The 25,634-nt window shown below is 60.6% G+C and carries 23 protein-coding genes; 16 read left to right on the top strand and 7 right to left on the bottom strand.

Annotation, left to right across the window (positions count from 1 at the left end; all coding sequences use genetic code 11):
- Positions 1–545 precede the first annotated feature (545 nt).
- Entirely contained in the window at positions 546–2,039 is a 1,494-nt protein-coding gene (locus PSJE_RS22930; RefSeq protein ID WP_090452969.1) for a CoA-acylating methylmalonate-semialdehyde dehydrogenase, read from the bottom strand.
- A gap of 177 nt (positions 2,040–2,216) precedes the next feature.
- Positions 2,217–3,566, bottom strand: coding sequence for an omega-aminotransferase AptA (gene aptA, locus PSJE_RS22925; protein ID WP_090452968.1), 1,350 nt, complete (start codon positions 3,564–3,566; stop codon positions 2,217–2,219).
- Between the two features lie 138 nt (positions 3,567–3,704).
- On the opposite strand from aptA, the gene PSJE_RS22920 reads away from it, so the two are divergent.
- The 6 genes from PSJE_RS22920 (at position 3,705) to PSJE_RS22895 (ending at position 10,214) form a co-directional block, all read left to right on the top strand.
- Positions 3,705–4,625 carry a LysR family transcriptional regulator gene (locus PSJE_RS22920; protein WP_090452967.1) on the top strand — a complete coding sequence of 307 codons (921 nt, stop codon included), beginning with the start codon at positions 3,705–3,707 and terminating at the stop codon, positions 4,623–4,625.
- 194 nt (positions 4,626–4,819) lie between these two features.
- Positions 4,820–5,470 carry a TetR/AcrR family transcriptional regulator gene (locus PSJE_RS22915; protein WP_090452966.1) on the top strand — a complete coding sequence of 217 codons (651 nt, stop codon included), beginning with the start codon at positions 4,820–4,822 and terminating at the stop codon, positions 5,468–5,470.
- A 6-nt stretch (positions 5,471–5,476) separates the two neighbouring features.
- A complete protein-coding gene (locus PSJE_RS22910; protein WP_090452965.1) occupies positions 5,477–6,058 on the top strand; it encodes an IMPACT family protein in 582 nt (193 codons plus the stop codon).
- 546 nt (positions 6,059–6,604) lie between these two features.
- Entirely contained in the window at positions 6,605–8,170 is a 1,566-nt protein-coding gene (locus PSJE_RS22905) for an ABC transporter ATP-binding protein (RefSeq protein ID WP_090452964.1), read from the top strand.
- An 11-nt stretch (positions 8,171–8,181) separates the two neighbouring features.
- Entirely contained in the window at positions 8,182–9,288 is a 1,107-nt protein-coding gene (locus PSJE_RS22900) for an ABC transporter permease (RefSeq protein WP_090452963.1), read from the top strand.
- The gene (locus PSJE_RS22895) at positions 9,288–10,214 is read left to right on the top strand and encodes an ABC transporter permease (protein WP_057712126.1); all 927 of its coding nucleotides are present in this window, start codon (positions 9,288–9,290) and stop codon (positions 10,212–10,214) included. The genes PSJE_RS22900 and PSJE_RS22895 overlap by 1 nt, the downstream gene beginning before the upstream one ends.
- A gap of 62 nt (positions 10,215–10,276) precedes the next feature.
- Here PSJE_RS22895 and PSJE_RS22890 read toward each other — a convergent pair whose 3' ends face one another.
- Positions 10,277–10,717: a hypothetical protein gene (locus PSJE_RS22890; RefSeq protein ID WP_090452962.1), complete on the bottom strand. Its 441-nt coding sequence runs from the start codon at positions 10,715–10,717 to the stop codon at positions 10,277–10,279.
- 82 nt (positions 10,718–10,799) lie between these two features.
- Between PSJE_RS22890 and PSJE_RS22885 the strand changes: the two genes are divergently transcribed.
- From PSJE_RS22885 to PSJE_RS22860, 6 genes are all read left to right on the top strand, one after another.
- Positions 10,800–11,156 carry a MerR family transcriptional regulator gene (locus PSJE_RS22885; protein WP_046043778.1) on the top strand — a complete coding sequence of 119 codons (357 nt, stop codon included), beginning with the start codon at positions 10,800–10,802 and terminating at the stop codon, positions 11,154–11,156.
- 19 nt (positions 11,157–11,175) lie between these two features.
- Positions 11,176–11,865, top strand: a complete 690-nt coding sequence (locus PSJE_RS22880; protein ID WP_090452961.1) for an SDR family oxidoreductase — start codon at positions 11,176–11,178, stop codon at positions 11,863–11,865.
- 155 nt (positions 11,866–12,020) lie between these two features.
- Positions 12,021–13,379 (top strand): 8-oxoguanine deaminase, encoded by a 1,359-nt coding sequence (locus PSJE_RS22875; protein WP_090452960.1) that lies wholly within the window; start codon positions 12,021–12,023, stop codon positions 13,377–13,379.
- A 310-nt stretch (positions 13,380–13,689) separates the two neighbouring features.
- Entirely contained in the window at positions 13,690–14,772 is a 1,083-nt protein-coding gene (locus PSJE_RS22870) for a BMP family ABC transporter substrate-binding protein (RefSeq protein WP_090452959.1), read from the top strand.
- A 159-nt stretch (positions 14,773–14,931) separates the two neighbouring features.
- A complete protein-coding gene (locus PSJE_RS22865; RefSeq protein ID WP_090452958.1) occupies positions 14,932–15,897 on the top strand; it encodes an isopenicillin N synthase family dioxygenase in 966 nt (321 codons plus the stop codon).
- 82 nt (positions 15,898–15,979) lie between these two features.
- Entirely contained in the window at positions 15,980–16,933 is a 954-nt protein-coding gene (locus tag PSJE_RS22860; RefSeq protein WP_090452957.1) for an adenosine deaminase, read from the top strand.
- Positions 16,934–17,034: 101 nt separating this feature from the next.
- Here the strand turns inward: PSJE_RS22860 and PSJE_RS22855 are convergent, their stop codons facing one another.
- Both PSJE_RS22855 and PSJE_RS22850 read right to left on the bottom strand, forming a co-directional pair.
- Positions 17,035–17,769, bottom strand: a complete 735-nt coding sequence (locus PSJE_RS22855; RefSeq protein ID WP_090452955.1) for a helix-turn-helix domain-containing protein — start codon at positions 17,767–17,769, stop codon at positions 17,035–17,037.
- Positions 17,770–18,084: 315 nt separating this feature from the next.
- On the bottom strand, positions 18,085–19,014 hold the full coding sequence (locus tag PSJE_RS22850; RefSeq protein ID WP_090457734.1) for a LysR family transcriptional regulator: 930 nt from the start codon (positions 19,012–19,014) through the stop codon (positions 18,085–18,087).
- Positions 19,015–19,139: 125 nt separating this feature from the next.
- On the opposite strand from PSJE_RS22850, the gene PSJE_RS22845 reads away from it, so the two are divergent.
- Positions 19,140–20,153, top strand: a complete 1,014-nt coding sequence (locus PSJE_RS22845) for a zinc-binding alcohol dehydrogenase family protein (RefSeq protein WP_057712133.1) — start codon at positions 19,140–19,142, stop codon at positions 20,151–20,153.
- A 418-nt stretch (positions 20,154–20,571) separates the two neighbouring features.
- Here PSJE_RS22845 and PSJE_RS22840 read toward each other — a convergent pair whose 3' ends face one another.
- Together PSJE_RS22840 and PSJE_RS22835 are read right to left on the bottom strand one after the other, a co-directional pair.
- A complete protein-coding gene (locus tag PSJE_RS22840) occupies positions 20,572–21,768 on the bottom strand; it encodes a multidrug effflux MFS transporter (RefSeq protein ID WP_090452953.1) in 1,197 nt (398 codons plus the stop codon).
- Positions 21,769–21,858: 90 nt separating this feature from the next.
- Positions 21,859–22,056 (bottom strand): heavy-metal-associated domain-containing protein, encoded by a 198-nt coding sequence (locus PSJE_RS22835; protein WP_057712135.1) that lies wholly within the window; start codon positions 22,054–22,056, stop codon positions 21,859–21,861.
- 149 nt (positions 22,057–22,205) lie between these two features.
- On the opposite strand from PSJE_RS22835, the gene PSJE_RS22830 reads away from it, so the two are divergent.
- The 3 genes from PSJE_RS22830 (at position 22,206) to cueR (ending at position 25,586) form a co-directional block, all read left to right on the top strand.
- Positions 22,206–22,589: a hypothetical protein gene (locus tag PSJE_RS22830; protein WP_057712136.1), complete on the top strand. Its 384-nt coding sequence runs from the start codon at positions 22,206–22,208 to the stop codon at positions 22,587–22,589.
- Positions 22,590–22,782: 193 nt separating this feature from the next.
- Positions 22,783–25,176, top strand: a complete 2,394-nt coding sequence (locus PSJE_RS22825; RefSeq protein ID WP_090452951.1) for a heavy metal translocating P-type ATPase — start codon at positions 22,783–22,785, stop codon at positions 25,174–25,176.
- Complete coding sequence (cueR, locus tag PSJE_RS22820) at positions 25,173–25,586, top strand: Cu(I)-responsive transcriptional regulator (RefSeq protein WP_057712138.1); 414 nt, start codon at positions 25,173–25,175, stop codon at positions 25,584–25,586. Before PSJE_RS22825 ends, cueR begins: the two co-directional genes overlap by 4 nt.
- Positions 25,587–25,634 lie beyond the last annotated feature (48 nt).

Below are 25,634 nucleotides of genomic sequence, written 5' to 3'. Positions count from 1 at the left end.
GCTCAGCAATCGTTGGTTACATCTTTGATTTCTCGCGGAGTAACTTGTGATGCTGATAATCTGTTGACTAGCAGTCTGACTCCACAAGCACCCACACGAATTGCTTGATTCAGTTGTTAAAGAGCGGTTGGTTAAGATCTTTCGTCTCAACCGAGGCGCGCATTCTACAGCAGCCTCATTTGCTGTCAAGTGATTATTTTCAGAAGTTTTCAAAGTTTCGCTTGGAAATCCTTAACAACTTCAACCACTTGCGCTTCAGATCTCTCATCAGTGGGAGGCGAATTCTACAGCGTTACACGCTGCTGTCAACACCTCTTTTTCAACTCCCTTTGTGCTTCGATGAACTGAAGCAACCTGCTGCCGAAAACTGCGTAACTCTTTGTTTACCAAGGAGTTTTCCGTTTCGACTGCGCCGGAAGTGGGGCGAATTATAGACACCTGAAATCTGCCGTCAACAGCTATTTTCACAATTCTGTCATATAGGGCAAAAAAGCCCCGAAAACAAAAAGGCCGACCCAATGGGTCGGCCTTCTGCGCCCTTCTACTTACAAGCTAGGGAACGCGAATTGCGAAGCCTCGTGGCTCGCACGCTGTGGCCAGCGCTGGGTGATGGCCTTGCGACGGGTGTAGAAACGCACACCATCCGGGCCGTAGGCATGCAGGTCGCCGAACAGCGAACGCTTCCAGCCGCCAAAGCTGTGATAAGCCACCGGCACCGGCAGCGGTACGTTGACACCGACCATGCCGACTTCGATTTCGTCGCAGAACAACCGCGCGGCTTCGCCGTCACGGGTGAAGATGCAAGTGCCGTTGCCATATTCGTGATCGTTGATCAGTTGCATGGCTTCTTCCAGGCTGTTGACCCGAACAACGCACAGCACCGGCCCGAAGATCTCTTCTTTATAGATGCGCATTTCTGGCGTGACGTTGTCGAACAGGCAACCACCCAGGAAGAAGCCTTCCTCGTGACCAGCGACGGTCAGGCCACGGCCGTCCACCACCAGTGTCGCGCCGGCAGCTACGCCGTCTTCTACATAACCGCTGACCTTGTCGCGCGCCTGGCCAGTCACCAGTGGGCCCATGTCCAGGCCGCAGTTGGTACCGGCACCGATTTTCAGCGCCTTGATTTGCGGAACCAGTTTGGCCACCAGTGCATCGGCCACCTGATCACCCACGCACACCGCTACCGAGATTGCCATGCAACGCTCGCCGCAAGAACCGTAAGCCGCGCCCATCAGTGCGCTGACGGCGTTGTCGAGGTCTGCATCCGGCATCAGCACAGCGTGGTTCTTCGCACCGCCCAGGGCCTGGACGCGTTTGCCACGCTTGGTGCCTTCGGAATAGATGTATTCGGCAATCGGCGTCGAACCCACAAAGCTCAGCGCTTTGACTTCCGGCGCTTCGATCAATGCGTCCACCGCAGTCTTGTCACCGTGTACCACGCTCAGCACGCCTTTGGGCAGGCCAGCCTCCAGCAGAAGCTGTGCAATCAGCAGCGTCGAGCTCGGGTCACGCTCGGAAGGCTTGAGGATAAAGCAGTTACCGCAGACGATCGCCAGCGGGTACATCCACAACGGCACCATGGCCGGGAAGTTGAACGGAGTGATACCGGCCACCACGCCCAGCGGCTGGAAGTCAGACCAGGCGTCGATGTTCGGTCCGACGTTACGGCTGTACTCGCCCTTGAGGATTTCCGGAGCCGCGCAAGCGAACTCGACGTTCTCGATGCCGCGCTTCAATTCACCGGCAGCATCTTCCAGGGTCTTGCCGTGCTCTTCGCTGATCAGTTGGGCGATACGCGCTTCGTTCTGCTCCAGCAGTTGCTTGAAGCGGAACATCACTTGGGCACGCTTGGCCGGCGGCGTGTTGCGCCAGGCCGGGAATGCAGCCTTGGCCGCGTCGATGGCGCTCTGGATGGTTTCGCGGGTCGCCAGCGGCAACTTGTGAATTGCCTGACCGGTAGACGGGTTGAACACATCAACCGCGCGACCGTTCTCGGTCACCAGTTCGCCATTGATCAAATGCGGAATAACGCTCATGGAAGCTCCTGAAAAGTTGTCCACAGGCGTCCGTTAAAGAGCGCCTGCTATATAGATGCTTTTTGTAGGAGCGAGCTTGCTCGCGAAGATGGTGAGGGCGCTGTGTTCATCCAGGCAGCCCACATCATCGTTAACGTCCATCGCGAGCAAACTCGCTCCTACAGGTGTGTTGTCAAATCAGTCGATCTTGCTCAGCACTTCGCCGACCGCGTCGAACAGACGATCCAGGTCCTGCGGCTTGCTGTTGAAGGTTGGGCCGAACTGCAGGGTGTCGCCGCCGAAGCGTACGTAGAACCCGGCTTTCCACAGCGCCATGCCGGCTTCGAACGGACGCACGATCGCGTCGCCGTCACGTGGAGCGATCTGGATCGCGCCGGCCAGGCCGAAGTTGCGGATGTCGATGATGTTCTTGGTGCCTTTGAGGCCGTGCAGCGCATTTTCGAAATGCGGTGCGACTTCGGCCACGCTCTGTACCAGGTTTTCCTTTTGCAGCAGGTCGAGTGCTGCCAGGCCAGCGGCGCAAGCCACCGGGTGCGCGGAATAGGTGTAGCCATGGGGGAATTCAACCGCGTATTCAGGCGTCGGCTGATTCATGAAGGTCTGGTAGATCTCGGAGCTGGCAATCACCGCGCCCATCGGGATCGCACCGTTGGTGACTTGCTTGGCGATGCACATCAGGTCCGGTGTCACGCCGAAGGTGGTAGCACCGAACATGGTGCCGGTACGGCCGAAACCGGTGATCACTTCGTCGAACACCAGCAGGATATTGTGCTGGTCGCAGATTTCACGCAGACGCTTGAGGTAACCCTGTGGCGGCACCAGCACGCCAGCGGAACCGGCCAATGGCTCGACGAATACCGCCGCGATGTTCGACGCATCATGCAGTTCGATCAGCTTCAACAGCTCGTCAGCCAGGGCGATACCGCCCTGCTCCGGCATGCCACGGGAGTAAGCGTTGCTTGCCAGCAAAGTGTGCGGCAGGTGATCGACGTCCATCATCGCCTGACCGAACAGCTTGCGGTTGCCGTTCACGCCACCGAGGCTGGTGCCGGCGATGTTCACACCGTGGTAGCCACGGGCACGGCCGATCATTTTGGTCTTGGTCGACTGGCCCTTCAGGCGCCAGTAAGCACGGACCATTTTTACAGCGGTGTCAGCGCACTCGGAACCCGAGTCGGTGAAGAACACGTGGTTGAGGTTGCCCGGGGTCAGGTCGGTGATTTTTTCAGCCAACTGGAAGGACAACGGATGGCCGTACTGGAAACCTGGCGAGTAATCGAGGGTACCCAGTTGCTTGGCGACCGCTTCCTGGATTTCCTTACGAGTGTGCCCGGCGCCACAGGTCCACAGACCGGAGAGCGAGTCATATACCTTGCGGCCTTTGTCGTCGATCAGCCAACTGCCTTCGGCGCCAACGATCAGCCGTGGGTCGCGCTGGAAGTTGCGGTTGGCGGTGTAAGGCATCCAGTGAGCATCGAGCTTGAGCTGGCTGGCCAGGGAAGTCGGTGCGTTTTCAGGCTGGTTCATGGGCGTAACCTCGCAAGGCAATAAGCGGCGTAAGGATTGAAAACCGTTGTTGCAGCTAAATTGCCACGGGGATAAAGTCGGTGAAATCCAACTTTTCTAATGTTCAGTCAGCCAACTACTAAACTTTGAGTAACCCGCATGAGTACTCGCCGTCCCGATCCGCTGGCCCAGGTCAGCGACTTTGATATTCGCCTGCTGAGGATTTTCCGCAGCGTGGTGGAATGCGGCGGCTTCTCCGCGGCAGAGACCGTGCTGGGCATCGGTCGCTCGGCGATCAGCCAACAGATGAGCGATCTGGAGCAACGCCTCGGCCTGCGCCTGTGCCAACGGGGACGTGCCGGGTTTTCCCTGACCGAGGAAGGCCGCGAGGTCTATCAATCGGCATTGCAGCTGTTAAGTGCGCTGGAAAGCTTCCGCACCGAGGTCAATGGCCTGCACCAGCACTTGCGCGGCGAATTGATCATCGGTTTGACGGACAACCTGGTCACCCTGCCCCACATGCGCATCACCCATGCCCTCGCGCAATTGAAAGAACGCGGCCCGGACGTGCAGATCCAGATCCGCATGATCGCGCCCAATGAAGTCGAGCAAGGCGTACTCGACGGTCGCCTGCACGTCGGCGTGGTACCGCAGGCCAGCGCATTGTCGGGGCTGGAGTATCAACCGCTGTATAGCGAGCGATCGCTGTTGTACTGCGCGGTCGGTCACCCGCTGTTTTATGTCGACGACAAACAACTGGACGACACGCGTCTGAACAGCCAGGACGCCATCGCCCCGACCTTTCGTTTGCCGGCGGAAATCCAGGCCCATTATCAGGCGCTCAATTGCACCGCCAGCGCCTCGGACCGCGAAGGCATGGCCTTCCTGATCCTGACCGGACGCTATATCGGTTACCTGCCGGATCACTACGCGAGTCTTTGGGTACAGCAAGGCCGGTTGCGAGCGCTGAAAGAAAAAACACGCTTCTATGACCTCAGCCTGGCGTCGGTCACACGCAAGGGACGCAGACCGCATCTGGTGCTGGAGAGTTTTCTCGAGAGCCTGGCCGCGACGCGTTGAAAACTGTGGGAGCGGGCTTGCTCGCGAAGGCGGTGTGTCAGTCACATGAGTATTGACTGGGACGACGCCTTCGCGAGCAAGCCCGCTCCCACATTAGATTGCGGTGCAGTGTTTTATTGTGTGAGGTCTTGTCTGAAACCGGTGGGTACGTTATCAACGCACTGGCCGTCCCACCCACTCGTTCGGAAGTGCTTATGACCTTTGAAGTCCCAGCCCACGGCGCAAAACACGTCAGCCGCATTCGTCAGAAAAACGAAGAGACCATCATCAAGGCCGCCGAAGACGAGTTCGCCCGTCACGGGTACAAAGGCACGAGCATGAACACCATCGCCCAGAATGCCGGGTTGCCCAAGGCAAACCTGCATTACTACTTCACCAACAAGCTCGGTTTGTACGTGGCGGTACTGAGCAACATCATCGAGCTGTGGGACAGCACGTTCAACACCCTCACCGCCGAGGACGATCCGACCGAAGCCTTGACCCGCTACATCCGCGCCAAAATGGAGTTCTCCCGGCGCCAGCCGCAAGCCTCGCGGATTTTTGCCATGGAAGTCATCAGCGGCGGCGAGTGCCTGACCGAGTATTTCAACCAAGACTATCGCGCCTGGTTCCAGGGTCGTGCAGGCGTGTTCCAGGCCTGGATCGACGCCGGTAAAATGGACCCGGTCGATCCGGTGCACCTGATCTTCCTGTTGTGGGGCAGCACCCAGCACTACGCCGACTTCGCCACGCAGATCTGCCGCGTCACCGGACGTACCAAGTTGACCAAACAGGACATGGAAGACGCCGGGGATAACCTGATCCGCATCATTCTCAAGGGCTGCGGCCTGAAACCTGCCATCTAAGCACTTATGCCATTTACCCTCAGCGGTTTTTGCGAATACCGCGAAGAGATTCGCAAGAGCCGCTTCATTACCTTCGCCGCGCCGATCTCCAGCCCGGCCGAGGCCCAGGCGTTCATTGAACAGCACAGCGACTTGAATGCCTCGCACAACTGCTGGGCCTGGAAGCTCGGTGATCAGTACCGCAGCACCGATGATGGCGAGCCCGGTGGTACGGCCGGCCGGCCGATTCTGGCGGCGATCGAGGCACAGGATTGCGATCAGGTCGCGGTGCTGGTGATTCGCTGGTATGGCGGCATCCAACTGGGTACCGGCGGACTCGCCCGGGCCTATGGCGGTGGTGCGAACAAATGCCTGCAAGCGGCACCAAAGTTTGAGCTGATCAGCCGAGTGCCGCTGAGTTGCGCTTGCGGATTTGCCGAGCTGGCTCTGGTCAAGCTGCGGGTAGCGGAGGCAGGTGGATTGGTTGTGGATGAAAGCTTCACCGCCAACGGTGTCGAGTTGCAGTTGGCCGTAGGCGATGCGCAAATCGACACCTTACAGTCACAACTGGCCGATTTGAGTCGCGGGCGAATTTTGTTACGGCGCTAAAAGGCTTCAGCACCGGCTGCAATTTTTTGGGGCACGCCGCTTTTTCACTTATTCCATATTTGCCCACATCTGCTGTGCACCCGCCTGTGGATAACCTGAGCACATACCGCTGTAACCCTTTTGTCATGCGGCTTTGCGGACTTTGCTCAATTTTCGTCCAATCAGCCATCAAGCACGTCAAATTCAAATAAAAACAAATAGTTACAGCGGTTTATCGCCTTTAGAAGTAGCCACTCAGTGCTTATGCCCGTGCTGTGAGCTTGCACACAAATACTGTGGAGCAATCTGTGGATAACCCGTTCATGGCCGTCTCGGCGCCGTGTGCGGTATGGCTTGTGGTCGATTGCTCATTTTTTGAGCAAAACCGCACGAGCAAAAGCGGGGCTTGATTTGCGCCATTGCCCCCATGTGGTGCCGGGTTGTGCGTGGCACATTTGAAAGCTGCGTACTGAACGCCTCTGGTCGCAGGACTTCGAGATTTTCCTGACCTAGTGGCCAGAAAATTGCTTTATCCACAGGCACAAGTCCAACAGCACTGAGCCTGTCATGCCCAATCACGCTCCAATCCCTGACCCAGTTCCGCGCCTGCAACTGCGCAGAATCACAAAACGCTACCCCGGCTGCCTGGCCAACGATGCCATCGACCTGACCATTGCCCCTGGCGAGATCCATGCCCTGCTCGGCGAAAACGGTGCGGGCAAAAGCACGCTGATGAAGATCATCTACGGCGTTACCCACGCCGATTCCGGCGAGGTGATCTGGCAAGGTCAGCGGGTGAGCCTGCGCAATCCGGCCCAGGCCCGGGGTTTGGGAATCGGCATGGTATTCCAGCATTTTTCGCTGTTCGAAACCCTGAGCGTGGCACAGAACATCGCCCTGGCCATGGGCTCGGCGGCAGGCACACCCAAACAGCTTGAGCCGAAGATTCGCGAAGTGTCCCGGCGCTACGGCATGACGCTGGAACCGGAGCGACTTGTCCACAGCCTGTCGATCGGTGAACGGCAGCGGGTGGAAATCATTCGCTGCCTGATGCAGGACATCCGCCTGTTGATTCTCGATGAACCGACTTCGGTGCTGACGCCGCAAGAGGCCGATGACTTGTTCGTTACCCTGCGCCGACTCGCCGCCGAAGGCTGCAGCATTTTGTTCATCAGCCACAAGCTCGGGGAAGTGCGTGCGTTGTGCCACAGCGCAACGGTTTTACGAGGCGGTCGGGTGGCCGGGCATTGCGTGCCGGCCGAGTGTTCGGACCAGCAACTGGCGCGCTTGATGGTCGGTGAAGCGGCGGAGTTGATCGCTGACTATCCGAAGGTTACCGGAGGTGATGCGTGCCTTGATGTCCGTGGATTGTCCTGGCACAACCCGGACCCATTCGGCTGCTCGCTTGCCAACATCGACCTTGAAGTGCGCCGCGGTGAAATTGTCGGCATCGCCGGTGTCGCCGGCAATGGCCAGGATGAGTTACTGGCCTTGCTCAGCGGCGAAGCACTGCTGCCCCGCAACGCCAGCGCGACGATCCGTTTTGGCAAGGAACCAGTCGCCCATTTGCGTCCCGATGCTCGCCGCCAACTCGGCTTGGCGTTCGTCCCCGCCGAACGCCTGGGTCATGGTGCGGTGCCGGAACTGAGCCTGGCGGACAACGCGCTGCTGACTGCTTTCCAGCACGGCTTGGTGAGTAACGGCCTGATCCAGCGCGGCAAAGTCGAAGCACTGGCCGAGGAAATCATCCGCCGTTTCGGGGTCAAGACACCCGATAGCCAGGCGCCGGCCCGCAGCCTGTCCGGCGGCAACTTGCAGAAATTCATCCTCGGTCGGGAAATCCTTCAGCAACCCAGACTGCTGGTCGCCGCACACCCGACCTGGGGCGTGGACGTCGGTGCCGCCGCCACCATTCACCGCGCCTTGATTGCCTTGCGCGATGCCGGCGCGGCGATCCTGGTGATCTCCGAAGACCTGGACGAGCTGTTCCAGATCAGCGACCGGCTCGGCGCCTTGTGCGGCGGTCGGCTGTCGGCGCTCCACGTTACCGTCGACACCCGCCTGAGCGATGTCGGCGGCTGGATGGCCGGCCAGTTCGGCGCCCCCCAATCACTCGCATCCGCCACGCGTTAACGGAGTGTCACATGCTGCTTTCTCTTGAACCTCGCGGCCAGCAATCGCGCCTGATGCTGTGGTGCTCGCCGTTGCTGGCGGCTGCACTGACCCTGGGCTGTGGATCGTTGTTGTTTATCGCGCTCGGGCATGACCCGTTGCTGACCTTGCACACCTTGCTGATCGCACCGGTCAGCGACCTGTACGGCGTCTCCGAATTGCTGGTCAAAGCCCTGCCGATTCTGCTCTGCGCATTGGGCCTGGCCGTCGCCTATCAGGCGCGCATCTGGAACATCGGTGCCGAAGGTCAACTGCTGCTCGGTGCGCTGGCCGGCAGTGCGCTGGCGGTGAACATCATCGATATGCAAAGCCGTTGGGCGCTGGTGTTGATCCTGCTTACCGGCACCCTGGCGGGCGCTGCGTGGGCCGGGTTGACGGCGTGGCTGCGCACGCGCTTCAACGCCAATGAGATCCTGACCAGCATCATGCTCAACTACATTGCACTGAATCTGCTGCTGTTCTGCGTTCACGGCCCTTTGAAAGATCCCGCCGGGTTCAACTTCCCCGAGTCAGCGATGTTCGGTGACGCCAGCCGCCTGCCGCTGCTGATGGACGATGGCCGGGTCCACGCCGGGGTTTACTTCGCCCTGCTCGCGTTGGTGGCGGTGTGGGTGCTGTTGCAGAAAAGCTTTGTCGGTTTCCAGATCAAAGTGCTCGGGCTGGACAAGCGTGCCGCCGGCTTCGTCGGCTTTCGCGAGAAGCGCCTGATCTGGCTCGCGCTGTTGATCAGCGGTGGCCTGGCGGGGCTTGCCGGTGTGTGCGAAGTCACCGGTCCCATCGGCCAGCTGGTGCCGCAGGTCTCACCGGGCTACGGCTATGCGGCGATCACCGTGGCATTTCTCGGTCGTCTGAACCCTGTCGGCATCCTGTTTTCCAGCCTGTTGATGGCGCTGCTGTACATCGGTGGCGAAAGCGCACAAATGAGCCTGAACCTGCCGCAAGCGATCACCCAATTGTTCCAGGGCATGATGCTGTTTTTCCTGCTGGCCAGTGATGTGCTGATTCTCTACCGACCGCGTTTGAACCTGCACTGGGCCCGCCGCGCGCAATCCACCGTCGTACAAACAGGAGCGATGTGATGGATATCGATCTGCTGAGCAATATTTTCTACGCCATGGTCCGCTGCGGTACGCCGTTGTTGCTGGTGGCGCTGGGGGAACTGATCTGCGAGAAAAGCGGCGTCCTCAACCTGGGCCAGGAAGGCATGATGCTGTTTGGTGCGGTGATCGGTTTCATCGTCGCGTTCAATACCGGTCACCTGTGGCTCGGCGTGTTGCTGGCAATGCTCGCCGGGATGCTGTTGTCGTCGCTGTTTGCCCTGGTGGCACTGGTGTTCAACGCCAATCAGGTGGCCACAGGTCTTGCCCTGACGATTTTCGGCGTGGGCCTGTCGACCTTCGTCGGTGCGGCGTGGGTCGGCAAGCCGCTGGCGGGATTCGAGCCGGTGGCGATTCCCTATCTGAGTGAAATCCCACTGATCGGACGGATGCTGTTTGCCCAGGATCTGCTGGTGTATCTGTCGTTCGCGCTGTTTGCATTAGTGGCCTGGGTGATTCTGAAAAGCCGCGTCGGGCTGATCATTCAGGCGGTCGGGGAAAACCCGGATGCGGCCAGCGCCATGGGCTTGCCGGTGTTGGCCGTGCGGACCTTGGCGGTGTTGTTCGGCGGTGCGATGGCCGGATTGGCCGGGGCTTACCTGTCCCTGGCTTACACGCCGATGTGGGCGGAGAACATGAGCGCCGGGCGCGGCTGGATTGCCCTGGCGCTGGTGGTGTTCGCCAGTTGGCGGGTGTGGCGCCTGCTGCTCGGCGCGTACCTGTTCGGGCTCGCCAGCATCCTGCACCTGGTGGCGCAGGGACTGGGGCTGGCGATTCCGTCGAGTCTGCTGGCGATGTTGCCGTATGTCGCGACCATTGGGGTGCTGGTGCTGCTGTCCCGGGATGCGGTGCGCACACGGTTGTATGCGCCGGTGTCGCTGGGACAGCCTTGGCAGGCCGGGCATTAGTGGTTGTCTGGTCTGGCCTCATCGCGAGCAAGCTCGCTCCCACATAACCGCATCTTGCGTAATTAATGTGTCTGGCGCAGACCCTGTGGGAGCGAGCTTGCTCGCGATGGCTGCCGAACAGGCAACACCTGAGCCACGCCCCACGCCAATTCAAACACCAGAAAAACCACCAGCAGCGAACTCGCGCCATGGATCAGGGCATAAGCCTGCCAGGCCGAGAACAGGAATCTGCCCACGGCGTCATACCGCCCATAAACCTGCTGCGGATCACGAATCCGCAACACCGCCCATACGCACACAATCGAGCCCAACAAATTCGCCATCAACATGTGCACCGGCTCGAACGGTGGCAGCTCACCGGGCAAACTCAACGCCTGACTCACCCACGTCAAAATCCCATGCAACGCCGCAAAACTCCACGGCGTGACAAACGCGACCGTCACGATCAGGTCATACCAGGCACTGCCTTGCACCAACCGGCGATATTGCGTTGTAGTCCACATCGACATTGCTCCATCAATTCAGGGAGCAATAAGGCTAAAGCCTGGAGTATGCTCCAGGGTCAAGCCCCCTCGAGACGTCATGATGCGCATCGGTGAATTAGCCCAGGCCAGCGCCGTCAGCCGCGACACGCTGCGCTTTTACGAGCAGCGCGGATTGATTGCGGCGCAACGCAGCGCCAACGGGTATCGCGACTATCCGCCAGACATGGTGCAACTGGTGCAGTACATCAAGACCGCGCAACGGCTGGGCTTTACCCTCGGCGAGATCGGCAACAGCGTCGCTACAATCTGGCAATCGCCCGATCCGGACAGCGCCGTCACGCAACTGCTGCAAGACAAACTCAAACTGATCGAAGCCCGCATGGCCGAACTCGGCGCACTGCGCGAAGAGTTGCAACAACGGCTCGGGCAACAGTGTCCATTGAATCCACGACTCTGAATTTTCAAGGAAGCCACTCATGTCCAAGGCAAAAACCGCGCTCATCATCGGCGCCTCCCGGGGGCTTGGCCTCGGGCTGGTGAAAACCCTGTTGGCCGATGGCTGGCAAGTCACCGCCACCGTGCGCGATCCGCAAAAAGCCGAAGCCTTGCAGGCCTTGGGCAAGGTGCGGATCGAAAAGCTCGACATGGACGATCAGCAAGCGGTGTCCGCCCTGAGCCAACAACTCAAGGGCGACGTGTTTGACCTGTTGTTCGTCAATGCCGGGGTCAAGGGGCCGGATGTCCAGACGCCGAACGGTGGCGCGACAATGGCCGAAGTCGGTCAGCTGTTTTTCACCAACGCCGTGGCGCCGATCAACCTGGCCCAGAGTTTTGTCGAGCAACTGCGACCGGACACCGGCGTGCTGGCGTTCATGAGTTCGGTGCTGGGCAGCGTGACCATGCCCGATGCGCCGGAACTGGCACTGTACAAGGCCAGCAAGGCGGCGTTGAACTCCATGACCAACAGCTTCGTCACTCAGTTGGGCGAAACCAGGCTCACCGTGCTGTCGCTGCACCCGGGCTGGGTGAAAACCGACATGGGTGGTGAAGGCGCGGACATCGACGTGGAAACCAGCACCCGTGGCCTGGTCGATCAGGTGAATGCGTATGTCGGCAAGGGTGGGCATCACTTCATCAATTACCGGGGCGAAACCATTCCCTGGTAATACCGCCGGGTTGCATCTGCCTGTCGGGTTGGGCTTGCCCGCCGGACCGTTTTGATCGACACTTCGCACCTCGCCTCCCCGGCGAACCTGGATCAGCAGACAGGGCAACACTGAGCTGGCAACCCTGAACCCAACTTTCAGAGGAGCCGGCCAACATGCCTGCGACCCGTACCTGGTTAAAAAATCCCCTCGCCATATTCACGTCCAATGGTCTCGATGCCCGTGGCGGCCTGGTGCTGCAAGACGGTTTGATCGTCGAAGTACTCGGCGCCGGTCAACAACCGTCCGCACCGTGCAATGAAGTGTTCGATGCCCGCGAACATGTGATCCTGCCGGGCCTGATCAACACTCATCACCACTTCTATCAAACCCTGACCCGCGCCTGGGCGCCGGTGGTCAATCAGCCGCTGTTCCCGTGGCTGAAAACCCTGTACCCGGTCTGGGCACGACTGACCCCGGAAAAACTCGCTCTCGCCACCAAGGTCGCGCTGGCTGAATTGCTGCTGTCCGGTTGCACCACCGCCGCCGACCACCACTACCTGTTCCCGGAAGGCCTGGAAAACGCGATCGACGTGCAAGTCGAGAGCGTTCGTGAACTGGGCATGCGCGCCATGCTCACGCGCGGATCCATGAGCCTCGGTGAAAAGGACGGTGGCCTGCCGCCGCAACAGACCGTGCAGGAAGGCGAAGTGATCCTCGCCGACAGTCAGCGGTTGATCGCCGAGTACCATGAACGCGGTGACGGCGCGCAAATCCAGATCGCCCTGGCACCGTGCTCGCCGTTCTCGGTGACCCCGCAAATCATGTCGGCCAGCGCCGAACTGGCGAACAAACTCGACGTGCGCCTGCACACCCACCTGGCAGAAACCCTCGATGAAGAAGATTTCTGCCTGCAACGCTTCGGCCTGCGCACCGTGGACTATCTGGACAGTGTTGGCTGGCTCGGCCCGCGCACCTGGCTGGCCCATGGCATCCATTTCAACCCGGATGAAATCGCCCGCCTCGGCGCCGCCGGCACCGGTATTTGCCATTGCCCGAGTTCGAACATGCGCCTGGCCTCGGGCATCTGTCCGAGCATCGAGTTGACCGATGCTGGTGCCTTGCTTGGTTTGGGCGTGGACGGTTCGGCATCCAACGATGCCTCGAACATGATGCTCGAAGCGCGTCAGGCGTTGTACATCCAGCGCCTGCGTTATGGCGCCGAGAAGATCACCCCGGAGCGCGTGTTGGGCTGGGCGACCAAGGGTTCGGCGAGCCTGCTGGGTCGTACCGATATTGGCGAGTTGGCGGTGGGCAAACAGGCTGACCTGGCGATGTTCAAGCTCGATGAACTGCGTTTCTCCGGCAGTCATGATCCGGTGTCGGCGTTGCTGCTGTGTGGTGCTGATCGCGCGGATCGAGTGATGGTCGGCGGCAAGTGGCGGGTGATCGACGGGCAGGTCGAGGGGCTGGATCTGAAGGGGTTGATTGCTGATCACAGCCAGGCGGCACGGCAGTTGATTGCAGGAGTCTGACGAACACCGAGTAAAAAATGTGGGAGCGGGCTTGCTCGCGAAGGCGTTGTATCAGTCGATATTTATGTGACTGACACACCGCCTTCGCGAGCAAGCCCGCTCCCACATTGGTTTTGTGGATTGGCGCACCAGTGGGTGGCAGCTGTGCAAGGACACGCACTGTTATCGGACTTGAAGGACCTGTCGCGAGCCCGCTCGCGATGGCATCACCGTGGATTCCAATTTTGTTGTCTTGTTGGTCAGCAACTTGCATTGCCCTGTGCAAGCCCGAGAGCCCAGCCAACCTCACAACAAAATGGAGTTTCAATTCATGCACAAACGCCCGTTGAAGAAGCTGCTTTGCGCCGTTGCGGCGGCCATCGGTTTGAGCGCCAGCCTGACCGCCGTAGCTGCCGATCCGCTGAAAGTCGGCTTCGTCTATATCGGTCCGATCGGTGACCACGGCTGGACGTATCAGCATGAACAGGGGCGCAAGGAACTCGCGGAAAAATTCGGCTCGCAGATCACCACCAACTACGTGGAAAACGTCGCCGAAGGCGCCGACGCCGAGCGGGTGATCCGCAACATGGCCAAGGACAACTACGACCTGATCTTCACCACCTCCTTCGGCTACATGAACCCGACGGTGAAAGTTGCCAAACAGTTTCCCAAGGTGACCTTCGAACACGCCACCGGCTACAAGCAGGACAAGAATCTGGGCACTTACCTGGCGCGCACTTACGAGGGCCGCTACGTCGGCGGCTTCCTCGCAGCGAAGATGACCAAGACCAAGAAGGTCGGCTACGTCGCCTCCTTCCCGATCCCGGAAGTGATCCGCGACATCAACGCCATCCAGTTGGCCCTGAACAAATACAATCCCGGCACCGAGATCAAGGTGGTGTGGGTCAACTCATGGTTCGATCCGGGCAAGGAAGCGGACGCCGCCAACGCGTTGATCGATCAGGGCGTGGACGTGGTGTTCCAGCACACCGACAGTCCCGCGCCGATCCAGGCCGCCGAACGTCGCGGCGTGTATGCCGTGGGCTACGCTTCGGACATGGCACACTTCGGGCCGAAAGCGGTGCTGACCTCCATCGTCAATGACTGGGGGCCGCACTACGTTCAAGCAACCCAAAGCGTGCTCGACCATGACTGGAAATCCCGGGACTACTGGGGCGGTTTGAAGGAGGGCACCGTTGAGCTGCCGATCAGTGACCTGGTACCGGCGACGGTGAAGAGCGAAGCCGAGCAGCTCATCGCCGACATCAAGAGCGGTGCGCTGCAACTGTTCACCGGGCCGATCAAGGATCAGGCCGGGGTCGAGAAAATCCCGGCGGGCGAGAGTGCGACCACGGCGGAACTGGCGTCGATGAATTACTACGTGGAAGGCATGAAGGCCGAGATTCCGAAGTAATTCTCCAATGCTGAAACACCGTCCCTGTGGGAGCGAGCTTGCTCGCGATGGCGGACTTTCAGTCAGCAAAGATGTTTGTTGTGCTGGCCTCATCGCGAGCAAGCTCGCTCCCACAGGGTTCTTCAGTGTTTTCCAGTCTGCGTTTTTTCAGGACAATCCATGAACAGCCTCCCCATCATCGACATCACCCCGCTCTACAGCGACGATCCATCCGCCTGGCCAGCGGTGGCCGAACAAATCGACCTCGCCTGCCGCGAGTGGGGTTTCTTCTACATCAAGGGCCATCCGATCAGCACTGAGCGGATCGACGAACTACTCGACAGCACCAAACGCTTCTTCGGCCAACCTACCGCCGAAAAGCTCAAGATCGACATCACCCAGACCCGTCACCATCGCGGTTACGGCGCCATTGCCACCGAGCAATTGGACCCGAGCAAACCCAGCGACCTCAAAGAAACCTTCGACATGGGCCTGCACCTACCGGCCGAGCACCCTGACGTACTGGCGGAAAAGCCCCTGCGCGGCCCCAATCGCCATCCGTCCATACCCGGCTGGGAAGCGCTGATGGAGCAGCACTACGTCGACATGCAAGACCTCGCGCAAACGCTGTTGCGGGCAATGACCATCGCGCTGGGGATTGAGCGTGATTTCTTCGACGCGCGCTTCAATGAGCCGGTCAGCGTGCTGCGGATGATCCATTACCCGCCGCGCCACACCGCCAGTTCCGAAGAGCAACAAGGTGCCGGCGCGCACACCGACTACGGCTGCATCACCCTGCTCTATCAGGACGCCGCCGGTGGCTTGCAAGTACGCAACGTCAAAGGCGAATGGATCGACGCGCCGCCGATCGAAGGTACGTTCGTGGTCAACCTCGGCGACATGATGGCGCGCTGGAGCAACGACCGTTACCTGTCGACGCCGCACCGGGTGATCAGCCCCCTGGGCGTGGATCGTTATTCGATGCCGTTCTTCGCCGAGCCGCACCCGGATACCCGCATCGAATGCCTGCCCGGATGTCAGGACACATTGCACCCGGCGAAATACCCGGCCACCACCTGCGCCGAGTTCCTGCTCTCGCGCTTCGCCGATACCTACGCTTATCGACGGGAACCGGAAGCGGTGTGATCAACCGCCTGGTCAGGTTTTACCAATTGTTGCGGCAACCCTCTGTAGAATGGCGACCATTGCACCTGATGAGAAAAGAATTATGTACGACTGGCTGAACGCCCTGCCCAAGGCAGAATTGCACCTGCACCTGGAAGGCTCGCTGGAGCCGGAGCTGTTGTTCGCCCTGGCCGAGCGCAACAAGATTGCCTTGCCATGGAGCGACGTCGAAACCTTGCGCAAGGCGTATGCCTTCAACAACCTGCAGGAGTTCCTCGATCTGTATTACCGGGGTGCCGATGTGCTGCGCACGTCCCAGGACTTCTATGACCTGACCTGGGCGTACCTGCTGCGCTGCAAAGAGCAGAACGTGATTCACACCGAACCGTTCTTCGACCCGCAGACCCACACCGACCGTGGCATCCCGTTCGAAGTGGTGCTCAACGGCATCGCCGCCGCGCTCAAGGATGGTGAACAGCAACTGGGCATCACCAGTGGTTTGATCCTGAGCTTCCTGCGCCATCTGAGCGAAGACGAAGCACAGAAAACCCTCGACCAGGCGCTGCCGTTCCGCGATGCGTTCGTCGCCGTGGGCCTGGACAGCTCCGAAATGGGCCACCCGCCAAGCAAGTTCCAGCGCGTGTTCGACCGTGCCCGCCACGAAGGCTTCCTGACCGTCGCCCACGCCGGCGAAGAAGGCCCGCCCGAGTACATCTGGGAAGCCATCGACCTGCTGAAAATCCAGCGCATCGACCATGGCGTGCGCGCCATCGAAGACGAGCGCCTGATGCAGCGAATCATCGACGAGCAGATCCCGCTGACCGTGTGCCCGTTGTCGAACACCAAGCTTTGCGTGTTCGATCACATGTCGCAGCACAACATTCTCGACATGCTGGAACGCGGCGTGAAAGTGACCGTGAACTCCGATGACCCGGCGTATTTCGGCGGTTATGTCACCGAGAACTTCCATGCGTTGCACACCCATCTGGGCATGACCCAGGATCAGGCCAAGCGCCTGGCGCAGAACAGTCTCGATGCGCGGTTGGTAAAACCCTAAAGGCAAACGCAAACCTTGCAGGAGCTGGCTTGCCAGCGATAAGGCCATCACCTCCAGTATTGATGCTGGATGAGAGGCCGCCATCGCCGGCATGCCGGCTCCTACAACGCCATTTCCAGTTCGGACTCACTGGCAAAGCGATGAATTTCCCGTTGCCCGGAGGCCGTCACCTGCAAGGTTCGGGAATCGTTGGGCAGGCTCAACCACCCCGACTGCATGAACAGCTGCAACAATGCCGCGCCCAGCGAGCCGCCCATGTGCGGGCGCCTTTCGCTCCAGTCGGGGCAGGCGCAGGCAACCCTGCCGTTGTGATGGGCCAGCGCCTGGATGAACACTCCCCGTGCCGCCAACTCTGTCGCGCCCTTGAGCGTGACCGTGACCCGCTGATCAAAGTGTTCGATCCAGCCTGCCTCCAGCAGCCGCTGATACAGATCGGCGGACAGGGTGCCCCCCAAATGATCGTCGCACAGTCGGGCACTCAACAATGGCGACCGCACCACCCGGGGTTTGACCAGAGGTGCATTGCGCTTGAATACGGCCGGAATATCCTGGGGTGCGCTGGCGAAGGTCGCGCTGGCCAGTGCTTCGATTGCCGCTCCGACCTCGGGAGCGGCCAGGCGGAAGAAGCGTTTGCGGCCGCGGTTTTCAACCTTCAGCAGACCTCCGGCGGACAAACGGCCCAAGTGTGCACTGGCCGACGACGATGACAGGCCGGCCAGCAATGCCAACTCTTCGGTTGCTCGCGCCGAACCATCCATCAAGGCCCACATCATTGCGCTGCGCTTTGGGTCAGCCAGCAACGTGGCGATCTGGCTGATGCAAGGTGCATGTTCCATGTATTCACTCCCTGTTGAATCGTTTCGTCTACTGCCCAGAGAAATCTTGACCAGTAATGTGTCGTCGGCCAATCCGTGGAAACTGCCATAAGCCCGGCAACGCCTTGCTCAACCATTTGCGCTGCCCGGCCGATGCTGCGAAGGTCAGAAGGATGACCGTGCAGCCGGGCCGACTCGAACGTGGACCCACCATTGGGGATCGACGCTACTTACATGATGAGGGCGCTAGTATATGCGGGTTGGTCGGCGGATCCTTTCCTCCACCCGGCGTAGGTGGTGATCGTTCCTGAGGGAAATTTCTCTTTTTTCGTGCGACTAATGATCGATTCCCGAAAAGCCTGGAAATTGACTGCTCAAAAGGGCGCATCGTCTGGCAAGCATTTCACGCAACAGGTTCACCGGCTTACTCAATTGTGCGCGATGGGCGCACAACAGATTCAACGGTGCGCGCTCACAGAGCAGCTCCGGCATCAGCACCTTCAAGCGGCCGGCCACTACATCGGCGGCCACATCGAGCCAGGATTTGTAAGCGATCCCGGCACCTGCCACCGCCCATAGGCGCACGACATCGGCATCGTCGCTGAAACGATCGCCGCTGACGGTCAGGCTGACTTCGCGTTTGCCGTCGTGAAAACTCCAGTGATCGTGGACCCGGCTACCGAGCATGTACAACAGGCAATTGTGCTGTGCCAGTTGCTCCAGCTGCCGCGGCTCGCCATGCCGGGCCAGATAGCCGGGAGCGGCGCACAAAACCCGTCGGTTCTGCGGGGCGATGGGCAGCGCCACCAGGCTGGAGTCCTCCGGTTCACCGTAGCGCAGGGCAATGTCTACCGGTTGGCGAAACAGGTCGGCGATGCGGTCCCCCAGCAGCAGGCGCACGGTGAGTTTCGGATGCTCGCGTTGAAACTCGTCGAGCCAGGGCAGCAGCAGGTTGCGGCCAAAGTCCGATGGCGCCGACAGTTGCAGCACCCCGCTGACCTGGTCCTGACCACTGGCCAGCAATCGCCGGCCCTCGTCGAGATTGCTCAGGGCCGCGCGGGCGTATTCAAGAAAGCCCTCGCCTTCGGCGGTCAGGCGCAGGCTGCGGGTAGAACGGGCCAGTAAACGGGCGCCGAGTTGCTGTTCGATGCGCTTGAGCGCCGCACTGGCCACCGCCGCCGACATGTCCATGCCCCGCGCGGCGGCGGACAGGCTGCCCAGGTCCGCCGCCCGGACAAACAACTGCAAGTCATCGAAACGCAGCATCAAGAACACCGATTATCAAAAAAAAATTGAAAGAGACTGCTCTTTTAGCCGGTTTTATCTTCAGGAGAAATAGCCAATCATCTGCCCCATCGAATCCCTTCTTTATTAGTGTTCAGGAGCCGCCCATGAAAGCCATTGCCTACTACGCCTCGTTGCCGATCAGCGACAACAAGGCTCTGCAAGACATAGAGCTGCCAGAGCCGGTTGCCGGCCCCCGCGACTTGCTCGTGGAAGTCAAAGCCATCTCGGTCAACCCGGTGGACACCAAGGTGCGCCAGAACGTCCAGCCCGAAGGCGGCGCGGCCAAAGTGCTGGGTTGGGACGTGGCCGGTGTGGTCAAGGCCGTGGGCAGTGAGGTGACGCTGTTCTCGGTCGGCGACCAGGTGTTTTACGCCGGCTCCATCGCGCGGGCGGGCGGCAACAGCGAGTTGCATGTGGTGGACGAACGCATCGTCGGCCACATGCCCAAGACCCTCGGATTCGCCGAAGCCGCTGCCCTGCCGCTTACCGCGATCACGGCCTGGGAACTGTTGTTCGAGCGCCTGCAAGTGCGCGAAGGCAAAACCGATGAAGGCCAGAGCCTGTTGATCGTCGGCGCGGCAGGTGGCGTGGGCTCGATTCTTACGCAGCTCGCTCATCAACTGACGGCCCTGAAAGTCATCGGCACCGCTTCGCGTGCGCAGACCCAAAGCTGGGTGAAGGAGCTGGGCGCTGACCTGGTGATCGACCATGGCCAGCCACTGAGCGAAGCACTCAAGCGTGCCGGAGTGGATCAGGTTACCCACGTCGCCAGCCTGACCCAGACCGACCAGCATCTGGACCAATTGGTGGAGGCATTGGCGCCCCAAGGCAAACTGGCGCTGATCGATGACCCCAAGTCGCTGGACGTGACCAAGCTCAAGCGCAAGAGCCTGTCACTGCACTGGGAGTTCATGTACACCCGTTCACTGTTTGAAACCGCGGACATGATCGAACAGCACAACCTGCTCAATCGCGTCGCCTGGCTGATCGATGCCGGGACACTGAAAACCACGATGGGCGAACACTTCGGCACGATCAACGCGGCCAATCTGCGCCGTGCCCATGCCCTACTGGAAAGCGGCAAAGCCAAGGGCAAGATTGTATTGGAAGGGTTCTGAAGCGCTGAAAAAACCGCCACTGATTTCATCGCTTTCTGCTGTTTTCCGTCTGCGACCGGGACGCTCCGGTCGCGGACAACCTCTGTGGGCGCCCTCGAAAAGCCGTGTTTTTTTTAGTTACAAACCGTCAGTCAGACAGTTGATCCTTGTCACAATGGTGACCGTGTACGGGACTACAATCGAATCTCCTGCGAGGCATTCTTTTGCGTAACGTCTTTTACGAGAGGTGATCAGCTGTGAAGATCCTGATAAAAGAACTGGCAAAATCCCAGTGGCAAGTCCGTCTTGACCAACATGCTGTGACGTTCCGCAGCGAAGCAGAAGCTCGCGCTTTCACGCGTACCCTTGAAGCCCGCATCCAGGCCCCTCACCCGATTCCCGTCCTCCTCACGCAGCGCGCAGCCGGCTGACTCCGGCCTCAAACCCGGGCTTGCGCCAGCGCCCGGGCATTTTGCAAACGCCGGGTGAGCACCGCCGCGCTCACCACCAGAATTCCACACAGGCTGATGACCATGGCCATCGGCACGGCGCTGCCGTCGTGCAACACGCCCACCAGCGCAGAGGCGCCGGCAGCCACGCTGAATTGCAGGCAACCGAGCAGCGCCGACGCGCTGCCGGCCCGTGCGCCCTGCCCGCTCATCGCACAAGCCGCCGCGTTGGGGCTGATGCAACCGAGGCTGGCGATACAGATGAACAATGGAATCAGCAGCGGCCACAATTGTGCCGTGTGCAGAGAGCTGACAGCGAGCAGGGTCAAACCGGCCGCCAGATAAACCCACACCGCGCGCGCCAGCAAAAATATCGGGCCACGTTTGGCCAGTAACCGCGCGTTGACCTGCGCCACCAGAATGAAGCCCGCCGCATTGATGCCGAACAGCCAGCCGAAATGCTCGGCCGCAACGCCGTAGAGCTTGATGAAGATGAAGGGCGAACCGGCGATGTAGGCAAACATCCCGGCGATGGCGATGCCCCCGGTCAAGGCATGGCCAAGAAATATAGGATCGGCCAGCAACCGACCGTACTGACGCAGCGCACCGGACAGCGGTTGACGCAGTATGTGAGCCGGCAAGCTTTCCGGCAATCCCGTCGCAACCGCCAGCCCCGCCAGCGCACTGAAACCGGTCAGTGCCAGGAAGATCGACTGCCAGCCTGTCGTGTTGACCAACAACCCACCCAGCAATGGCGCAAGGATGGGAGCAAGTCCCATCACCAGCATCAGCTGCGAAAAGACTTTCGCCGACCCCACCGCATCACACTTGTCGCTGACCACCGCCCGGGAAATCACCATCCCCGCGCAACCGCCCAACGCCTGGATGAAACGCGCGCCGATCAGCCATTCCAGGTTCGGCGCATAGGCGCACGCCACGGAAGCAGCGGTGAACAAACCGACACCGATGAGCAACGGAATGCGTCGCCCGAAACGATCCGCCACTGGACCATAGGCCAACTGACCGATGGACAAGCCGAGGAAGTAGGCCGCCAACGTCATCTGGACGTGATTTTCGTCCGTGCCGAAAGCCAGGGCCATGGCCGGGAAGGCCGGCAGGTAGAAATCGATCGCCAGCGGACCGAAAGCGCTCAAGGCGCCGAGAATCAGAATGGTACGGAAGTTCATCAGGCATCCAGTGGGGCAGAAGTCGGCAGCCCGACAGTCTAGCCGCGCACGGACGCCTTGAACATTCCGGTAGCTCGCTAACTATCAAATTCAGGCCAGTTTGACGCCGTAACCCTCTTCGCTGATCGCCTCGATCACCTGCTCGGCGGTCAGCGCGCTTTCGACACCGACCTCCCTGGCAGCCAGATCGACCCGCACACTGGCTGCCGGATCTTTGGCCTGGAGCGCCTGGGTGATGGCTTTGACACAGTGACCACAAGACATGCCTTCGACGTTGAACACTTGCATGGGATGACTCCTTTTTCCGAGGGTTGAACCCAGTTTCGAGCTTGCCACCATGGCAAGGTCAAGTTCTGAAGTGATCTGCCGGGCTGGCAATCGGCGCGACGCTCGGCCAAGCTGCGTCCATCAATGACTCAAACTCAGGAGATTCAGCCATGCGCTGGTCAGTTTTCAGCCTGTTTGGCTTTCTCAGCCTTTTCGCCGCCGTGCCTTCGGCCAATGCTGCCAGTCAGGATTATGGCGTGCTGATCATTTCCCGCGAGCGCCTGGAAGTCGCGACCAGTTGCGAAATCGGCGTGTACATCCAGGATCAACTGGCAGCGCGGCTGTTTCAGGAACAGAGCACCTCGTTCAACCTGCCGCCGGGCATCGTCTCGCTACGCCTGAAACTGCTGCCGGGCCAGATGCCGGGTTGCAATCCGGGCATGCTCGCGCCGGGTTCGCAGGATATCCAGCTCAAGGCCGGCGATGTGCTCAAGTACCGGATCGCGATGACGCAGGAAGGGATGTACCTCAAGCGCGCCGGTCTCGGCTACTGACATCTATACCCCCTGTGGGAGCGAGCTTGCTCGCGATTAGGCCGTTACATTCAACAATTCTGTTGACCGGTACTCCGCCATCGCGAGCAAGCTCGCTCCCACAGGGGATCAGCGGCACGTTTAAGATTGGCGCTTGACCTTGCCAGCATGGCAAGGTTGATCCTGTGGTCATCTACTACAGGGAGTGCGACCGATGTCCGAATCCACCACGTTCGACCTGCCGATTGCCGGCATGACCTGCGCCAGTTGCGCCGGGCGGGTCGAGCGCGCCTTGAGCAAAGTCATTGGCGCCAGTGCCGTCAGCGTCAACCTCGCCACTGAGCAGGCGCGGGTCCAGGCACCCGGCGACAGCTTGCCGGCCTTGATAGATGCCGTGGCCAAGGCCGGCTACAGCGTGCCGCAACAGAGCCTGGAATTGAGCATCGACGGCATGACCTGCGCATCCTGCATCGGTCGCGTCGAGCGTGCGCTGGGCAAGGTGGCCGGAGTGAAAAGCGTCAGCGTCAACCTGGCCAACGAACGCGCCCACCTTGAACTGCTTGGCCAGATCGATCCGCAGACCTTGATCGCCGCTGTGACAAAGGCAGGCTACAGCGCCAGCGTCTGGGAAGCCGAACACCCGCCAACCGACAATCAGCAACAGCGCCTGCACCGCGAACGCCTGGCCTTGATCATCGCCATTGCCCTCGCCTTGCCGCTGGTATTGCCGATGCTGCTACAGCCATTCGGCATGCACTGGATGCTCCCGGCCTGGGCGCAATTCGCCTTGGCCACGCCGGTGCAATTCATCTTCGGCGCACGGTTTTACGTCGCCGCCTGGAAAGCCGTGCGCGCGGGGGCCGGCAACATGGATTTGCTGGTCGCCTTGGGCACCAGCGCCGGGTATGGCTTGAGCCTGTACGAATGGGCCACCGCCGCCGGGCGCATGCCACATCTGTATTTCGAAGCCTCGGCGGTGGTGATCGCCCTGGTGCTGCTGGGCAAGTACCTGGAAAGCCGCGCCAAGCGCCAGACTGCCAGCGCCATTCGAGCCCTCGAAGCCTTGCGTCCGGAACGGGCGATTCGGGTGACCGATGGTCACGAGCAAGACGTCGCCATCAGCGCCCTGCGCCTCAATGACCTGGTGATGGTCAAACCCGGCGAACGCTTCCCGGTGGATGGCGAAGTGATTGAAGGCCAGAGCCACGCCGACGAAGCCCTGATCAGCGGCGAGAGCCTGCCGGTGCCCAAGCAGCCCGGCGACAAGGTCACCGGCGGCGCGATCAACGGTGAAGGCCGGTTGCTGGTGCGTACCCAGGCCCTCGGTGCGGAAACAGTGCTGGCGCGGATCATCCGCCTGGTGGAAGACGCCCAGGCCGCAAAAGCGCCGATCCAGAAACTGGTGGATAAAGTCAGCCAGGTGTTCGTGCCCACCGTACTGCTGATTGCCCTGGCCACCCTGATCGGCTGGTGGCTGTATGGCGCGCCGATGGAAACCGCACTGATCAACGCAGTGGCAGTGCTGGTAATCGCCTGCCCATGCGCCTTGGGCCTGGCCACACCGACGGCGATCATGGCCGGCACCGGCGTGGCGGCGCGCTACGGAATTCTGATCAAGGACGCCGAAGCACTGGAGCGAGCCCATGAAGTCAGCGCGGTGGTGTTCGACAAGACCGGCACCCTGACCTCCGGTGCCCCGCGCATTGCTCATCTGAGTGCCATCGACGGTAATGAGGCGAGCCTGCTGCAATTGGCCGGCGCCCTGCAACGCGGCAGTGAGCATCCGTTGGCCAAGGCTGTTCTGGATGCCTGCGCCGAGCGTGGACTGAAGGTGGCCGATGTCAGCGACAGCCAGTCCCTGACTGGTCGCGGCATCGCCGGCAACCTCGAAGGGCGTCGCCTGGCGCTGGGCAATCGTCGCCTGCTGGAAGACAGCGGCTTGAGTGCCGGGCCGTTGGCCGACTCGGCGATCGCGTGGGAAAAAGAAGGCCGGACCTTGTCCTGGCTGATCGAACAATCCCCCGAACCCCACGTGCTGGGCCTGTTCGCCTTTGGTGACACCCTCAAGCCCGGCGCGCTGCAAGCGGTGCAACAACTGAGCGCACGAAACATCAGCAGCCATCTGCTGACCGGCGACAATCGTGGCAGCGCCAACGTGGTGGCCCAGGCCCTGGGCATCCACGATGTGCATGCCGAAGTGCTGCCGGCGGACAAAGCCGCCACGGTCGCCGCACTGAAACAGACCGGGGTGGTGGCGATGGTCGGTGACGGCATCAACGACGCCCCGGCACTGGCCGCCGCCGACATCGGCATCGCCATGGGTGGCGGCACCGACGTCGCCATGCACGCGGCCGGCATCACCCTGATGCGCGGCGATCCACGACTGGTGCCGGCCGCATTGGAGATCAGCCGCAAGACCTACGCCAAGATTCGGCAGAACCTGTTCTGGGCCTTCGTCTATAACCTGATCGGCATTCCGCTGGCCGTGTTTGGCGTGCTCAACCCGGTGTTGGCCGGTGCGGCCATGGCGTTGTCGAGCGTCAGCGTGGTGAGCAATGCGCTACTGTTGAAAACCTGGAAACCCAAGGACCTGGAGGACAACCGATGAACATCGGCCAAGCGGCCCGCCACAGCGGCCTGAGCGCAAAGATGATCCGTTATTACGAATCCATCGGCCTGCTCAAGGCAGCCCATCGCACCGACAGCGGCTACCGGGTATACGGCGAAGACGACCTGCACACGCTGGCGTTCATCAAACGCTCGCGGGACCTGGGGTTTTCCCTGGAAGAAGTCGGCAAGTTGCTGACCCTCTGGCAAGACCGCCAACGCGCCAGCGCCGATGTGAAAGCGTTGGCCCGCCAGCACATCGATGAGTTGAACCAGAAGATCCGTGAGCTCGGCCAGTTGCGCGACACCTTGCAGGACCTGGTTGAGCACTGTCAGGGCGATCATCGGCCGGATTGCCCGATTCTCAAGAGTCTGGAGTCGGGTTGTTGTGTCACCCCGGCCCCATCGTGATTGCAGGTCACCGCAAAAACCTGTGGGAGCGAGCTTGCTCGCGATAGC

It is taken from the genome of Pseudomonas jessenii, from assembly GCF_002236115.1.
Taxonomy (GTDB): Bacteria; Pseudomonadota; Gammaproteobacteria; order Pseudomonadales; family Pseudomonadaceae; genus Aquipseudomonas; species Aquipseudomonas jessenii.
Note: the sequence above shows the minus strand (reverse complement) of the source record. Positions and strands in the feature narration are given on the sequence as shown.

What these genes read in the sequence shown, in the direction of transcription:
- cueR (WP_057712138.1), top strand. Translation starts at nt 25,173, where the DNA reads ATGAACATCGGCCAAGCGGCCCGCCACAGCGGCCTGAGCGCAAAGATG.
- PSJE_RS22885 (WP_046043778.1), top strand. Translation starts at nt 10,800, where the DNA reads ATGCGCATCGGTGAATTAGCCCAGGCCAGCGCCGTCAGCCGCGACACG.
- aptA (WP_090452968.1), bottom strand. Translation starts at nt 3,566, where the DNA reads ATGAACCAGCCTGAAAACGCACCGACTTCCCTGGCCAGCCAGCTCAAG.
- PSJE_RS22840 (WP_090452953.1), bottom strand. Translation starts at nt 21,768, where the DNA reads ATGAACTTCCGTACCATTCTGATTCTCGGCGCCTTGAGCGCTTTCGGT.
- PSJE_RS22900 (WP_090452963.1), top strand. Translation starts at nt 8,182, where the DNA reads ATGCTGCTTTCTCTTGAACCTCGCGGCCAGCAATCGCGCCTGATGCTG.
- PSJE_RS22845 (WP_057712133.1), top strand. Translation starts at nt 19,140, where the DNA reads ATGAAAGCCATTGCCTACTACGCCTCGTTGCCGATCAGCGACAACAAG.
- PSJE_RS22880 (WP_090452961.1), top strand. Translation starts at nt 11,176, where the DNA reads ATGTCCAAGGCAAAAACCGCGCTCATCATCGGCGCCTCCCGGGGGCTT.
- PSJE_RS22870 (WP_090452959.1), top strand. Translation starts at nt 13,690, where the DNA reads ATGCACAAACGCCCGTTGAAGAAGCTGCTTTGCGCCGTTGCGGCGGCC.
- PSJE_RS22855 (WP_090452955.1), bottom strand. Translation starts at nt 17,769, where the DNA reads ATGGAACATGCACCTTGCATCAGCCAGATCGCCACGTTGCTGGCTGAC.
- PSJE_RS22910 (WP_090452965.1), top strand. Translation starts at nt 5,477, where the DNA reads ATGCCATTTACCCTCAGCGGTTTTTGCGAATACCGCGAAGAGATTCGC.
- PSJE_RS22915 (WP_090452966.1), top strand. Translation starts at nt 4,820, where the DNA reads ATGACCTTTGAAGTCCCAGCCCACGGCGCAAAACACGTCAGCCGCATT.
- PSJE_RS22850 (WP_090457734.1), bottom strand. Translation starts at nt 19,014, where the DNA reads ATGCTGCGTTTCGATGACTTGCAGTTGTTTGTCCGGGCGGCGGACCTG.
- PSJE_RS22825 (WP_090452951.1), top strand. Translation starts at nt 22,783, where the DNA reads ATGTCCGAATCCACCACGTTCGACCTGCCGATTGCCGGCATGACCTGC.
- PSJE_RS22865 (WP_090452958.1), top strand. Translation starts at nt 14,932, where the DNA reads ATGAACAGCCTCCCCATCATCGACATCACCCCGCTCTACAGCGACGAT.
- PSJE_RS22860 (WP_090452957.1), top strand. Translation starts at nt 15,980, where the DNA reads ATGTACGACTGGCTGAACGCCCTGCCCAAGGCAGAATTGCACCTGCAC.
- PSJE_RS22830 (WP_057712136.1), top strand. Translation starts at nt 22,206, where the DNA reads ATGCGCTGGTCAGTTTTCAGCCTGTTTGGCTTTCTCAGCCTTTTCGCC.
- PSJE_RS22890 (WP_090452962.1), bottom strand. Translation starts at nt 10,717, where the DNA reads ATGTGGACTACAACGCAATATCGCCGGTTGGTGCAAGGCAGTGCCTGG.
- PSJE_RS22920 (WP_090452967.1), top strand. Translation starts at nt 3,705, where the DNA reads ATGAGTACTCGCCGTCCCGATCCGCTGGCCCAGGTCAGCGACTTTGAT.
- PSJE_RS22875 (WP_090452960.1), top strand. Translation starts at nt 12,021, where the DNA reads ATGCCTGCGACCCGTACCTGGTTAAAAAATCCCCTCGCCATATTCACG.
- PSJE_RS22905 (WP_090452964.1), top strand. Translation starts at nt 6,605, where the DNA reads ATGCCCAATCACGCTCCAATCCCTGACCCAGTTCCGCGCCTGCAACTG.
- PSJE_RS22930 (WP_090452969.1), bottom strand. Translation starts at nt 2,039, where the DNA reads ATGAGCGTTATTCCGCATTTGATCAATGGCGAACTGGTGACCGAGAAC.
- PSJE_RS22895 (WP_057712126.1), top strand. Translation starts at nt 9,288, where the DNA reads ATGGATATCGATCTGCTGAGCAATATTTTCTACGCCATGGTCCGCTGC.
- PSJE_RS22835 (WP_057712135.1), bottom strand. Translation starts at nt 22,056, where the DNA reads ATGCAAGTGTTCAACGTCGAAGGCATGTCTTGTGGTCACTGTGTCAAA.